Genomic DNA, 13828 nt, shown 5'->3' with positions numbered 1-13828 from the left:
GTACGGGGTCGCCGCGCGGGTGGAGTGGTAGGAGGCGGCCAGGGCGACGGCCTCGACGCCCAGTGCGGCGAGGCGGTCGGGGGCGGCGGGGTCGCCTGCGATGTCCCAGGGGTAGGCGTAGGCGATCCTCATCGGCCAGGTCTCCTCACGATGTGACGGGGCTTCGCCGGTGCAGGGGCTGCACGGTGTGGGGTCTTCACCGGCGGTGGTCCTCGTGGTGTCTGTCGGCTCGGGGTCTCAGGGTGGCAGGTTCGCTGGTTCGGGGCCTGCGGATGCAGCCTCCTGGCCGGGTTCGCGGGAGGTGCCGCGCTTGCGGTCCCGAGAGTGTGGCCTCACCTGCGCTCCTGTGGGTTCGGGGGGCGCCGGTGCCAGGCTGGAGAAGGCCCTGCCGGAGGTGGTGGGGCCCGGTGGGCGGGGTGGTGTTACCAGCGTGGTCGTCGCGCCGTGTAGGTCGGGTCGAAGCGCTGCATGTACGTGGTGTCGTCGCGGGCCGTGATGCCGCACTTCACGTACTGCTCGTGCATCACCGCCAGCGCGTCGCGGTCGAGCTCGACGCCGAGGCCGGGGCCGTCGGGGACCGGGACGGCGCCGTCGACGAAGCGGAGGCTGCCCGGGGCGACCACGTCCTGGCCGTCCTGCCAGGGCGTGTGCGTGTCGCAGGCGTGGGTGAGGTTGGGCGTGGCGGCGGCGAGGTGGGTCATGGCGGCGAGGCTGATGCCCAGGTGCGAGTTGGAGTGCATGGACAGCTCCAGCCCGAACGTCTCGCACAGGGCGGCGATGTGCGAGGAGCGCACCAGGCCGCCCCAGTAGTGGTGGTCGAGCAGCAGGACGCCGATCGCGCTGGAGGCGATGGCGGGGGGCAGGTGCTCGGGGGTGACGACGCACATGTTGGTGGCGAGCGGCATGGAGACCTGCGCCGCCACCTCCGACATTCCGGAAATGTCCGGAGTGGGGTCTTCCAGGTACTGGAGGATGCCGTCCAGCTCCCGGCCGACCCAGGCCGAGGTCTCCACCGTCCAGGCGGCGTTCGGGTCGAGCCGCAGCGGCATCCCGGGGAACGCCTCGTGCAGCGCCCGGATGGCGGCCACCTCGTCGGCCGGCGGGAGGACGCCGCCCTTCAGCTTGATCGAGCGGAACCCGTACTCCTTGATGAGCAGCGCCGCCTGCTCGACCACGCCAGCCGGGTCGAGCGCCTCGCCGAAGCGGTCCGGATCGTGCCCGGGGTGGCCGGCCCACTTGTAGAAGAGGTAGGCGCTGTACGGCACGGCGTCGCGGACGCGGCCGCCGAGCAGGTCGACGACCGGCACGCCGGCCGCCTTGCCGCGGATGTCCAGGCAGGCGACCTCGAAGGCGGCGAACACCCGGTCGACGCTCTTCTCCTTCGTCGCGACGCCGGTCAGGCCGTGCATGTCGGTCACCGCGTCGCCCACGGTGGCGGCGATCCGCCGGTACATCTCGTTGGCCGCGTGCACGTCCAGCCCGACCAGGGCCTGCGCGCACTCGCGTACCTTGGACAGATGCCCCAGGTCGCCGTACGTCTCGCCGAGGCCGCTCAGGCCCTCGTCCGTGACGATCTCGACGACCGTGCGCAGAGCCCACGGCTCATGGACTCCCGCGGCGTTCAGAAGGGGTGGATCCCGGAACGCGACGGGAGTGACGTGGACTTGCGTGATAATCATGTGTTCGCCGTCCATATATGTGAACGATGGCCAGGATTGTGGACAGTTCTGGCAACTGTAAGAATGAGCCGGAGAAGGTGTCAAGACTGAAGGACCATTCGATGATCTATGGATACGACCCCAGGACCGGCGAGACCGTGGGTGACGCGGTTCCCGAGACGGATCGTGCCGGGGTCGACTTGATCGTCTCCGCCGCGGCCGCAGCCGGTGCTGCGTGGCGCGCGACACCGGCCGCCGAACGCGCCGAGGCGCTCGAAGCCGTCGCCGACGCGCTCACCGCCCACACCGACGAGCTCTGGCAGCTCGCCGACCGCGAGACCGCGCTCGGCGAGGGCCGGCTGCGCGGCGAGGTCGCGCGCGCGGCCGGGCAGTTCCGCATGTTCGCCCAGGTGATCAGGGACGGCGGCTACCTCGAGGCGATCGTCGACCACGCCGACGGCTCGGTCACGCCGCCCAAGCCCGACGTGCGGCGGATGAAGCAGCCGCTGGCCGGCGTGGTCGCGGTGTTCGCGGCCAGCAACTTCCCGTTCGCGTTCTCGGTGGCCGGCGGTGACACCGCCTCGGCGCTGGCCGCGGGTTGCCCGGTCGTGGTCAAGGCGCATCCCGGCCACCCCGGCACCTCGGCGCGGGTGGCCAGGATCGTCCGTGACGCGCTGCCGTACCCGGATCTGCTCGGGCTGGTGCAGGGCATGCAGGCGGGCGTGGACCTGGTGCAGCACCCGGCGGTGGTGGCGGCCGGGTTCACCGGGTCCATCGCGGGCGGCAAGGCGATCCAGGGTCTCATCGACCAGCGCGAGACGCCGATCCCGTTCTTCGGCGAGCTGGGCAGCGTCAACCCCGTCGTGGTGCTGCCGTCGGCGCCCAAGGCGGAGGTGGCGAGCGGGTTCGCGGCCTCGCTGACGCTCGGGGTGGGGCAGTTCTGCACCAACCCGGGGCTGATGTTCGTGCCCGAGGACGACGAGCTGCGTACGGCGCTCGCCTCGGCCGTCGAGGGCACCACCGGCGGCGCGATGCTGGGCGAGCGGATCAGGGACGGCTACCTGGGCGGCGTCGAGCGCCTGGGCGAGCTGACACTGCTGGCCGAGGGCAAGCCGGGGGAGGGCGGCTGGGCGGTCACGCCGAAGGTGTTCACCACCGATGTGAAGTCGTTCGCCGACAAGCTGCCGGGGGTCGCGGAGGAGTGCTTCGGCCCGGCCTCCGTCGTGGTGACCTACCGCGAGGTCTCGGAGCTGCGGCCGGTGCTGGAGCGGCTGGAGGGCTCGCTGACCGCCACCGTGCACGGCACCGACCCCGACGAGGCGGCGCAGGTCGCCGAGGTGCTCTCGCGCAAGGCGGGGCGGCTCATCTGGAACGGCTGGCCCACCGGGGTGGCCGTGACCTGGGCGATGCATCACGGCGGCCCGTGGCCGGCGTCCACGTCGGCGACCACCTCGGTCGGCGCCACGGCCATCGAGCGGTGGCTGGCGCCGGTGGCCTACCAGGACTGGCCGGCCGAGCTGCTGCCCGACGAGCTGAAGGACGGCAACCCGCTGGGCATCCCGCGCCGCGAGGACGGCACCCTCCGGGCCTGAGCACGAGCGGGCCCCGGGGGTTCCCGGGGCCCGTCCTGGTCAGGAGCCGACGATCTCCAGACCGGCGGCGATGATCTTCTCCAGCTCGGCCACGTGCTCCGCCGCCGGGTCGACCAGCGGCGCGCGGACGCCGCCCACCGCCAGCCCGCGCAGCCGGACGCCCGCCTTGACCAGCGAGACCGCGTAGCCGGGCACCTGGTCGCGCAGCTCCACCAGCGGCAGGTAGAAGCCGGTCAGCAGCCGCCGCACCAGCGCCTCGTCGCCCGAGGTCACCGCCCGGTGGAAGGCCAGCGCCACCTCCGGCGCGAACGCGAACGCCGCGCTGGAGTAGAGGTCCACGCCCAGCCCCCGGTAGGCGGGCACGGTGAACTCGGCGGTGGGCAGCCCGTTGAAGAACGTGAAGTCGCCGGCGCCCGACTCCCGCACCCGCAGGATGATCCGCTGCAGCAGGTCGAAGTCGCCCAGCCCGTCCTTGAAACCGACCACCGACGGCTCCTGGGCCAGCTCGGCCACGGCCTCGGGGGTGAACCGGGCGGTGCCGCGCTGGTAGACGATCACGGGCAGCCCGCCGGCCCGCGCCACCTCGCGCACGTAGCGGACCAGGCCGGTGGGGGGGCCGCTGACCAGGTACGGAGGCATGAGGAGCAGCCCGTCGGCCCCGGCGGCCGCCGCCGCCTCGGCGATGGACCTGGCGACCGGCAGCGCACCTCCCGCGCCGCCGAACACCGGGACCCGCCCGGCCGTCGCCGTGACGGCCGTCTTGACGACACGGGTGTACTCGTCCGGATCGAGGGCGTTGAACTCGCCGGTGCCGCACGCGGCGAACACGCCCCCGGCCCCGGCTTCGACTCCCTGGACGACATGCCGTCCCAGGAGTTCCTCGGACACGCCGCCGTCGGGCGTGAACGGGGTCACCGGGAAGAAGAGAACACCATCTAGCCGCATCTATGCCTCCATCTCAGCGGATGCCCTCTCGGCGGAGAGTGGCAGCCAGCTTTCGGGTGTGCCTGATCACCGCTTGGGTGACCTGCTCGATCTGGGCGGACGGCAGGCTCACCGGCATCGAGCAGCTGATCGCGTCCGTGGCCGGGATCCGGTAGTCGACCGCGACGGCCACGCAGGCCACACCGCGCGTGCCCTGCTCGCGTTCGTAGGCCCAGCCCCGGGTGCGCACCTGGTCGAGCTCTCCGGTGAGCTTCTCCAGGTCGACGATCGTGTGCTCGGTGACGGAGGTCAGCGGCATCGGGAGCAGCGCGGCGACCTCGTCGTCGGTGAGCTGGGCGAGCAGCACCTGGCCGAGCGCCGTGACGTGGGCGGGCAGGCGCCGGCCGACCCGGGGGATCACGTGGTGCGCCTCGCGGGAGTCGCGGGTGGCCAGGTAGAGGACGTGGGCCTCGTCGCGCCGGGCGAAGTGGGCGGTCTGCCCGATCTCCTCCCGCAGGTCCTCCAGCGTCTCCTGGGCGAACGGCAGCGCCGGGTCCTTGTCCAGGTAGGCGGTGCCGGTCAGCAGCGCGTGCGGCCCGATGCCGAACGCGGACTTGGCGGAGTCGGTCTCGACCCAGTTGAGCTCGACGAGCGTGCGCATCAGCGCGTGCAGGCTGCTGCGCGGGAACCCGGTCGTCTGCTGGAGCTCCGACAGCGTCAGCGTGTGCGGGGACGCGGCCAGGGCCTCCAGGATGCGTACCGTCCGCTCGGCGGACTTGACCAGCTGCGGCTCCATGATCATCCCATCTCGACGGCGGCTTCGAGCAGTCAGCATACGGGATGACGTCCAGATACATGGATACTATCCCTTGATGGCGCCGCTTGTCAGGCCGCGCATGAACTGACGCTGGAAGGCGAGGAACGCGATGATCGACGGCAGCAGGGCCAGCAGCGAGGCCGCGAGCACCACACCGATGCCCACCTCCTCGTCCGAGCGGAGCGAGCGCAGCGCGATCGGCAGCGTCCACATGCTCGACTCCGGCGCCACGATGAGCGGGAGCAAATACTGGTCCCAGATCATGGTGAAGCCGAAGACGCCGATGACCCCGAGGGCCGGCCGGCACAGCGGCAGGATGATCGTGAAGAACGTGCGCAGCTCGCCCGCCCCGTCGATGCGCGCCGCCTCCTCCAGCTCGACCGGCACCTCCTTCATGAACTCGGTCATGACCAGGATGGAGAACCCCCAGGCGCCCACCGGCAGGATCATGCCGGCGTAGGTGCCGATGAGGTCCAGATGCAGCACCGGCAGGTCGGCCAGCACGAGGGACAGCGGGATCGCGATGATCTCCTCGGGCAGCATCATCGTGGTCAGCATGATCAGCATCACGATGGACATGCCCCGGAACTTCTTGCGCGCCAGCGAGTACGCGGCGAACACGCTCACGATCACCTGCAGCAGCAGCCCGAACCCGACCACCACGAAGGAGTTGAACAGATAGAGGTAGACCTTGCGCTCGCCCGCCTGGACGAAGTTCTCGAAGGTGAAGGAGTCGGGCCACAGGGTGAACGCGGTCGGGTCGAGCGTCTCGTTGAACGCGCTGATCAGCAACGCGACCAGCGGCCCGGTGAAGATCAGTGCCATGCCGGAGTACAGCAGGACCTTCAGTGCGACCGCCACCGGCCCGCGCCTGGCCTCCAGCCCCAGCGCGCTGTCGAACCTCATGATGTCGTCTGCCTTCTCCGCATGAGCTGGACCATCACGGTCAGCAGCAGGGTGGCCGCGAACAGCACGATCCCGCCGGCCGACGCGATCCCCAGCTCGCCGGTCTGGAACCCGAGCTTGTAGATCAGTGTCATCAGCACCTCGGACGACCCGTTCGGCCCGCCGTTCGTGAGCACGTACACCTCGACGAACACCCGCAGGCCGCGGATGGCGGCGAGCGTGAACAGGATCCAGAACACCGGCCGCAGCGCCGGCAGCGTGATGTGCCGCAGCCGCCGCCAGGTGGAGGCCCCGTCGACCGCGGCCGCCTCGTACAGCGTCCGGTCCACCCCGACCAGCCCGGCCAGGAAGATCATCATGTCGTACGGGGTGCCGCGCCAGATGCTCATGCCCATGATCGACAGCAGTGAGGAGTCCTCGCTGGCCAGGAACGGCTGCGGCTCCAGCGCCACCCAGCCCAGGATGCTGTTGAGCATGCCGGTGTCACCCGGGTGGTACATGATCCGCCACACCTCGGCCACGGCCGCCATCGTCGTCACGACCGGCAGGAAGGCCGCGGTCCTGACGAACCACAGATAGCGCGCGGGCCCCTCGATGAGCAGCGCGAACACCAGGCCCAGCACCAGCGACCCGGCCGTGGTGCCCAGCGCCAGCACCAGGCTGTGCCAGATGGCCGAGGCGAAGGCGTCGTCGGTCAGGATCGTGCGGTAGTTGTCCAGCCCGACCCACCGGGTGTCGATGTAGCGGATCTCCTGGAAGCTCATCGTCAGGCCGGTGAACATGGGGATGAACTTGAAGTACAGGAACAGCAGCAGGGCGGGCGTCAGGAAGGCCCAGGCGATCAGCGGCCCCCGCCAGCGCGCCCGCCTGGGCCGCGGGTGGGGGACCGCCGTGTCAGGCCGCGCCCGGGTGAGCGTCGGCGTCATGATGCCTTCTGGCTCTGCAGTTCCTGGGTGAGCTCGGTGTTGAGGGTGTCCATCTCCGCCTTGACGTCCATGCCGCAGTCGGCCCAGGCCGAGTTGATGGAGTCGGCCGAGGTCTGGCGGATCGGCGCCCAGTTCGGCACCGGCGGCGCGTAGACGGCGTCGGGGTAGGCGTCCTGGAACACCTTCCAGCGCGGGTCCTGCCGCTCGGCGGACATGTCCACCTCGGAGTTGACCGGCAGACGGACGATGGCGCCGTTGTTGTCCTTGTTCATGCCGATCCGCTGGCCCTCGGCGGAGATGGCGAACTCGGCGAACTTCTTCTGGCCCTCGGGGTTGCCCGATCCGGCCATCAGGTAGACGTTCTCGCCCTCACCGAGCGTGCCGGGGCCGCCTGACGGGCCCTTGGGCACCGGGAACACCTCGATCTTGTCGGTGCCGATGCTGTCGACGAACCGGGCGAGCACGTACGGGCCGGTCAGATAGAGGCCGCCCTGGCCCTTCTCGAACACCTCGTGGGTGACGGTCGTGTCGTTGCTGACCGCGCCCGGGTTGACGGTCTTGGCGGTGCAGAACTGGTCCTGCAGGAACTTCACGGCCTCGACCGTCTTGGGGTCGCTCGTCATGGCGGCGAACGTGCCGGTGCCGGCGGCCTTCAGGAAGTCGCCGCCGTTGGCGTAGATGAAGGAGGAGGCGTACCAGGAGGCGTAGCCGCGCTTGGTGCCGGCCGGGATCACGAAGCCGGAGGTGTCCTTCTCGCCGTTGCCGTCGGGGTCCTTCTCGGTGAACGCCTTGGCCAGCGCGGCCAGGTCCGCCCAGGACTGCGGGATCTCCATGCCGACCTTCTCACGCCAGTCCTTGCGCGCGATGATGGCGAAGGCCTGGGCGGAGAACGGCGCGGCCCAGGTCTTGCCGTCGCTCGCGGTGGCCGCCTTCCAGGCCAGGTCCGACAGCTTGTCGCCGCCCGCCAGAGAGGCCCGGTCCACCTCGGTGAGCCAGCCCTGGGTCTGCATGTTGCCGATCTGCGCGGTGTCGTTGATGACGATGTCGGGCAGCTTGCGCTGGGCCGCCTGCTGCTGCAGCTTGGTCTCGAAGTCGTCGAAGAGCGCGATGACCTTGGTCGGCACGCCGCTGGCCTTGGTGAATGCCTCGGCCAGGCGCTGGGCCGTCTTGGCGGAGTCGGAATCGGGCGTCTGCCTGATCCAGATCTCCAGAGCCTCGTCCGAACCGGAACCCGAACCCGATGATCCGGAGCCGCAGCCCGTCAGCGTTACGGTCAGGGCCGTCGCGATCGCGACCCCGAGCAGATGACGTGACATCAGACCGCCTCCTGTTCACATATGTGGACATCTATCGCGGACGTGAATTTGATATCTGCGAACGTAACGAGTGACGCACATCACGGTCAATATTCAAGAATGTGAATTCGGGCCAGGTTTGTGTACAACAGAGTCCATGCGCATTCTCATGACCGGCGCCGCCGGCAAGGTCGGCACGCTGCTCCGTCCCCGTCTCGCCCGCGATGGCCGGACGCTGCGCCTGTCCGACCTGCATCCGGTGGATCCGGTGGGCCCCGGTGAGGAGATGCTCGTCGCCGACCTCGCCGACGAGTCCGCCATGGCCAAGGCGATGGCCGGCGTCGACGCCGTGATCCACCTCGGCGGGCAGAGCCGCGAGCACCCGTGGGCGGACATCGTGCGGGCCAACATCGACGGCACCCAGGTGCTCATGGAGGCCGCGCGGCGGGAGGGCGTACGGCACCTGGTGCTGATGGGCAGCCATCACGCGGCCGGGTTCCAGACCAGGCAGCCGTCGGGCGAGGAACTGCCCGACTACGCCTTCCCCCGCCCCGACACCTTCTACGGGATCAGCAAGGTCGTGATGGAGGGCCTCGCCAGCCTCTACCACGACAGGTTCGGCATGAACGTGACCGTGATCAGGCTCGGCACCTGCAACGAGGGCCCGGCCGACACCCGTGGCCTGGCCACCTGGATCTCGCCGGACGACCTCACCCGCCTGGTCGAGGCCGCGCTCACCGCGCCCGGCTTCCACGTCGTGTGGGGCGTCTCCGACAACGCGCGCCGCTGGTGGTCGCTGCGCGAGGCCGAGGCCATCGGGTACGTCTCCCGCGACGACTCCGAGGTGTTCGCGCCTCCCCTGCTCGCCGAGCTGGGCGAGCCCGACCTGAGCGACCCGGTGCACCACCGGGCCGGCGGGGTCTTCACGCTGAAGGAGCTCGGCGGATCCTGGTGAGCGTAACCGCTCGATAGCCGCCCCGGCCGGACAGGACGGGGCGGCTTTGTCATGTCATCCAATGATGCAACCGGTTGTAGTGCTTCCGGGCCAACGGCAAAAAGTTGTAGATCCGTCATCTGGCTCCATAGCCCGTTGACCTGGGAAAACGATGCTAACGATATATCGGTAACGGCTTTGTAACACCTGCAAAGGGTTGACGAAACTTTTCGCCTGCCTATAGGAAGGCGCTATCCGATCCCGCCGTGCCGGGCAGGGCCTGGAAGAGGGATGTATGTCCGAATCAATCTCTGTGACGCCGGAGCGAGCACTCGCCCCCAAGCGCGCGCCCGATCAACCGCCAGGACGCCGCAGGAGGACCCCCCACGTCAACATTCACAGGCGGCGTGAGGCCCGTGCGGCCTACGTCTTCCTGGCGCCGTGGTTCATCGGCCTCTTCGTCATCACCGTCGGCCCGATCCTGGCCTCGCTGTATCTGTCGTTCACCGACTACAGCCTGCTGGAAGAGGCCAAGTGGGTCGGGCTCGGCAACTACACCGAGATGTTCTTCGAGGACGACCGGTTCATCACCTCGCTGAAGGTGACCACGATCTACGTGGTCGTCTCGGTGCCGCTGCAGCTCGCCTTCGCCCTCGGGCTGGCCCTCGCGCTGGACCGGGGACTGCGCGGGCTGTCGTTCTACCGGTCGGTCTACTACCTGCCGTCGCTGCTCGGCGGCAGCGTCGCCATCGCCATCCTGTGGCGCAAGATCTTCGGCACCGACGGCCTCGTCAACGGCCTGCTGTCGGTCTTCGGCATCCAGGGGCCGGGCTGGGTGTCCGATCCGGACACGGCCCTGGGCACTCTGATCCTCCTGCACGTGTGGACGTTCGGCGCGCCGATGGTGATCTTCCTGGCCGGGCTGCGCCAGATCCCGCAGAGCTACTACGAGGCCGCCGCCGTCGACGGGGCCACCAAGCTGCGCCAGTTCCGCTCGATCACGCTGCCGCTGCTCACCCCGATCATCTTCTTCAACCTCGTCCTCGAGGTGATCAAGTCGTTCCAGTCCTTCACGCAGTCGTTCATTGTGAGCGGCGGCAGCGGAGGCCCGGTCGACTCCACGCTCTTCTACACGCTCTACCTCTACCTGAAGGGCTTCAAGAGTTACGAGATGGGCTACGCGGCCGCCATGGCGTGGGTCCTTCTGCTCCTGATCGCCGGCCTGACCGGCGTGAACTTCCTCGCGTCGAAGTATTGGGTCTTCTATGGCGACACGAAGTAAGCAGGTCCCGCTCCTGTTCCGCCCGATGCCGCGGGGGAGCCGCCTGCTCAAGCACCTGCTGCTGATCGCCTTCGGGCTGGTCATGCTCTATCCGCTGCTCTGGATGATCTCCAGCTCGCTCAAGCCGGAGGAGCTCATCTTCCGGGAGCCGGGGCTGTGGCCCAGCGAGGTGACGCTGGACAACTACGGCGACGGCTGGACGGCGCTGAAGCACAGCTTCGGCTACTACCTGTGGAACTCCGCCGTGATCACCGGCCTGTCGGTGCTGGCCAACCTGGTGGCGTGCTCGCTGGCCGCCTACGCGTTCGCGCGGCTGAACTTCCCGCTGAAGAAGCTGTGGTTCACGATCATGCTGGGCTCGATCATGCTGCCGCACCACGTGACGGTCGTGCCGCAGTACATCGTGTTCGCCGAGCTCGACTGGATCAACACGATCTGGCCGCTGGTCGTGCCCAAGTTCCTGGCCACCGACGCGTTCTTCATCTTCCTGATGGTGCAGTTCATCAGGACGCTGCCGAGGGAGCTGGACGAGGCGGCGGCCATCGACGGGGCCGGCTACTGGCGGGTCTTCCTCCAGGTCATCCTGCCGCTGTGCATGCCCGCGCTGGCCACGACCGGCATCTTCACCTTCATCTGGACGTGGAACGACTTCTTCAGCCAGAACCTCTATCTCACCAATTCCGACAATCTCACGGTGGCCGTGGCGCTGCGTCAGTTCCTGGACTCCAGCGGCGAGTCCTCGTGGGGGCCGATGTTCGCGATGTCGATCGTGTCGCTGGGACCGATCTTCGGGTTCTTCCTGGCGGGGCAGAAGTACCTGATCCGGGGCGTGGCGACGACCGGTTTGAAGTAGTCCCTCTTCACCCCCTGCAACTCTTCAAGAGGAGGTAGAGCTGTGAATCTCAGCTCTCGCAAGACCATGTGGAAGGTCGCCGCGCTCTCGGTGGCCGTGCTGACGGCGGTCACCGCCTGCGGCAGCGGCGACGGTGGCGAAGGCGGTGGCGGCGAAGGCGGCAAGACCACCATCACCTTCGCCTACTGGGGCAGCGACGCGCGGCAGAAGCTGACCGAGCAGGTCATCGCCAAGTTCGAGGAGAAGAACCCGACGATCGACGTCGAGGGCGACTTCTCCAACTGGGACAGCTACTACGAGAAGCTCGCCACCAAGGTCGCCGCCAACGACGCCCCGGACGTGCTCAGCATCGAGATCCGCGGCCTGAGCGAGTACGCGGGCCGCGGCGCGCTGGCCGACCTGGCGGGCAAGGTGCCCTCCGCCGACCTCGACCAGCAGGTTCTGGCCAGCGGCCAGATCGAGGGCAAGCAGTACGCGATCCCGACCGGCGTCAACGCCTTCTCCATGGTCGCCAACACCGCGGCGCTGGAGAAGGCCAAGAAGGAGCTGCCCGAGGACACCAACTGGACCTGGGACCAGTGGATGACGCTGGCGCAGGAGATCTCCGCCGCCGGCGGCGTGACCGGCGCCGAGTACAACTTCAACCCGGCCTTCCTGCAGATCTTCGCCGCCCAGCGTGGTGAGAAGTTCTACGACGGCAACAAGATCGGCGTCTCCGTCGACACGCTGAAGGCCTGGTGGGCCATCCACCAGAAGCTCATCGAGACCAAGGGCTCGCCCGACGCCGCCAAGAGCGCGGAGATCGGCGCGACCGGCCCCGAGCAGTCGCTGCTCGGCACCAACGCCGGCGCCATGGGCATGTGGTGGAGCAACCAGCTCAACGCCCTGACGAAGTCCTCCGGCTCGGAGATGACGCTGCTGCGGATGCCCAAGCCGGAGGGCGCCACCACCGGCGGGATGTTCCTGCAGCCCGCCATGTTCTACTCCGCCTCGGCCAAGTCCGAGCACTCCGCCGAGGGCGCCAAGCTCATCGACTTCCTGGTCAACGACCCGGACGCCGCCGCCATCCTGCTGAGCGACCGCGGCCTGCCCACCAACTCCAAGGTGCTCGACGTGGTCAAGACGAAGCTGCCGGAGACCGACCAGAAGACCCTCGCCTTCATCGACGAGGTCAAGAGCGAGCTGAGCCCCATCCAGGTCCCGCCGAAGGGCGCCCTGGAGATGGAGGACATCCTCAAGCGCAACTCCGAGGAGGTCATGTTCGGCAAGGCCACCCCGGACGCCGCCGCCCAGAAGTTCCTGACGGAGGCGAACGCCGCGATCGCCGGCTGACGCGATCATCGCCGGGGGCCGTCCTGGCCCCCGGCCGCCATACCTCGACTCGGGGAGAGAGCAGTTGAGCACCAAGTACGCCTTCGTCGGCCTCGGCCACCGGGCGCAGATGTACGTCGATGCGCTGCTGGGCGACTGGCAGGACACCGGGACGATCGTCGGCCTGTGTGACACCAACCAGACCCGCATGGACTACTACGCCGAGCGGATCGGCCGCCCGGTGCCGTGCTTCGCCCCGCAGGAGTACGGCAAGCTGCTGGAACTGGCCGACGCCGTGATCGTGTGCACGGTCGACGCCACCCACGCGCAGTACGTGATCGCCGCCCTGGACGCGGGACGCGACGTGATCGTGGAGAAGCCGCTCACCATCGACGCCGAGAGCTGCGCGGCCATCGCGGAGGCGGCCGAGCGCAGCTCCGGCAAGCTCGTGGTGACCTTCAACTACCGCTACTCGCCGCGCAACTCCGCCGTCAAGCGGCTGCTCGCCGAAGGCGCCATCGGCGACGTCACGTCGGTGCACTTCGAGTGGACGCTCGACACCATCCATGGAGCCGACTACTTCCGCCGCTGGCACCGCGACCGCGCCAGCTCCGGCGGGCTGCTGGTGCACAAGTCGACCCACCACTTCGACCTGGTCAACTGGTGGCTCGGCGCGGCCCCCGAGCTCGTCTTCGCCCAGACCGACCTGCGCTTCTACGGCGACGCGCTGCCCCGGGGCGACCGCGGTGCCCGCGGCCAGGGCGCCGCGGGCCTGGGCAGCGACCCGTACATCCTGGACATCTCCGCCGACGAGCGCCTGAAGCGGCTCTACCTGGACGCCGAGCACGAGGACGGCTACATCCGCGACCAGGACGTGTTCGCGCCCGGCGTGACGATCGACGACACCATGTCGGTCCTGGTCCGCTACGCCAACCGGGCGATGCTGACCTACTCCCTGACCGCGCACTCGCCGTTCGAGGGCTACCGCGTGGCCTTCAACGGCACCCAGGGGCGGATCGAGCTGGAGGTGTGCGAGCGCGCCTGGACGCCGCCGCACGCCGCCATCGACCCCAGCGCGGCGAGCAAGGAGCACGCGGCCGGCACCTGGGACCGCCTCACCCTGCACCGGCACTGGCAGCAGCCCGAGGAGGTGCCCATCCAGCAGGGTGCCGGCGGCCACGGCGGCGGCGACCGCCTGCTGCTGGACGACGTCTTCCGCGGCCCCGGCGACGACCCCCTCGGCCGCCCGGCCGGTTACCGCGACGGCATCCGCAGCGTCCTGGTCGGCGTGGCCGCCACCCGCGCCGCCGCCACCGGCCTCCCCGTCCAC

At 69.2% G+C, this 13828-nt stretch carries 12 protein-coding genes; 6 read left to right on the top strand and 6 right to left on the bottom strand.

Annotated features, from left to right (window positions below; all coding sequences use genetic code 11):
• Positions 1–422: 422 nt before the first annotated feature.
• Positions 423–1679 (bottom strand): glucarate dehydratase family protein, encoded by a 1257-nt coding sequence (locus ADY59_RS42385; RefSeq protein ID WP_049575438.1) that lies wholly within the window; start codon positions 1677–1679, stop codon positions 423–425.
• Between the two features lie 101 nt (positions 1680–1780).
• Here ADY59_RS42385 and ADY59_RS42380 point away from each other — a divergent pair, with 101 nt between their 5' ends.
• On the top strand, positions 1781–3250 hold the full coding sequence (locus ADY59_RS42380) for an aldehyde dehydrogenase (NADP(+)) (RefSeq protein WP_049575434.1): 1470 nt from the start codon (positions 1781–1783) through the stop codon (positions 3248–3250).
• A 39-nt stretch (positions 3251–3289) separates the two neighbouring features.
• Here ADY59_RS42380 and ADY59_RS42375 read toward each other — a convergent pair whose 3' ends face one another.
• The 5 genes from ADY59_RS42375 to ADY59_RS42355 form a co-directional block, all read right to left on the bottom strand.
• Positions 3290–4195 carry a 5-dehydro-4-deoxyglucarate dehydratase gene (locus tag ADY59_RS42375; RefSeq protein ID WP_049575432.1) on the bottom strand — a complete coding sequence of 302 codons (906 nt, stop codon included), beginning with the start codon at positions 4193–4195 and terminating at the stop codon, positions 3290–3292.
• Positions 4196–4208: 13 nt separating this feature from the next.
• A complete protein-coding gene (locus ADY59_RS42370; RefSeq protein ID WP_082310823.1) occupies positions 4209–4970 on the bottom strand; it encodes an IclR family transcriptional regulator in 762 nt (253 codons plus the stop codon).
• 66 nt (positions 4971–5036) lie between these two features.
• A complete protein-coding gene (locus tag ADY59_RS42365) occupies positions 5037–5897 on the bottom strand; it encodes a carbohydrate ABC transporter permease (protein ID WP_049575427.1) in 861 nt (286 codons plus the stop codon).
• Positions 5894–6823 (bottom strand): carbohydrate ABC transporter permease, encoded by a 930-nt coding sequence (locus ADY59_RS42360; RefSeq protein WP_049575424.1) that lies wholly within the window; start codon positions 6821–6823, stop codon positions 5894–5896. The genes ADY59_RS42365 and ADY59_RS42360 overlap by 4 nt, the downstream gene beginning before the upstream one ends.
• Positions 6820–8139, bottom strand: a complete 1320-nt coding sequence (locus ADY59_RS42355) for a sugar ABC transporter substrate-binding protein (RefSeq protein ID WP_049575421.1) — start codon at positions 8137–8139, stop codon at positions 6820–6822. The genes ADY59_RS42360 and ADY59_RS42355 overlap by 4 nt, the downstream gene beginning before the upstream one ends.
• A gap of 136 nt (positions 8140–8275) precedes the next feature.
• On the opposite strand from ADY59_RS42355, the gene ADY59_RS42350 reads away from it, so the two are divergent.
• The 5 genes from ADY59_RS42350 to ADY59_RS42330 all read left to right on the top strand — a co-directional run.
• Positions 8276–9073, top strand: coding sequence for an NAD-dependent epimerase/dehydratase family protein (locus tag ADY59_RS42350; protein WP_049575418.1), 798 nt, complete (start codon positions 8276–8278; stop codon positions 9071–9073).
• A 274-nt stretch (positions 9074–9347) separates the two neighbouring features.
• Entirely contained in the window at positions 9348–10334 is a 987-nt protein-coding gene (locus ADY59_RS42345) for a carbohydrate ABC transporter permease (protein WP_082310821.1), read from the top strand.
• On the top strand, positions 10318–11187 hold the full coding sequence (locus ADY59_RS42340) for a carbohydrate ABC transporter permease (RefSeq protein ID WP_049575415.1): 870 nt from the start codon (positions 10318–10320) through the stop codon (positions 11185–11187). The genes ADY59_RS42345 and ADY59_RS42340 overlap by 17 nt, the downstream gene beginning before the upstream one ends.
• A 42-nt stretch (positions 11188–11229) precedes the next feature.
• Complete coding sequence (locus tag ADY59_RS42335; RefSeq protein WP_156326079.1) at positions 11230–12519, top strand: ABC transporter substrate-binding protein; 1290 nt, start codon at positions 11230–11232, stop codon at positions 12517–12519.
• 64 nt (positions 12520–12583) lie between these two features.
• On the top strand, positions 12584–13828 hold a 1245-nt coding region (locus ADY59_RS42330; protein WP_049575410.1), incomplete at its 3' end, for a Gfo/Idh/MocA family protein.

It is taken from the genome of Nonomuraea sp. SBT364, from assembly GCF_001083785.1.
In the GTDB taxonomy this organism is placed as follows: Bacteria; Actinomycetota; Actinomycetes; order Streptosporangiales; family Streptosporangiaceae; genus Nonomuraea.
Note: the sequence above shows the minus strand (reverse complement) of the source record. Positions and strands in the feature narration are given on the sequence as shown.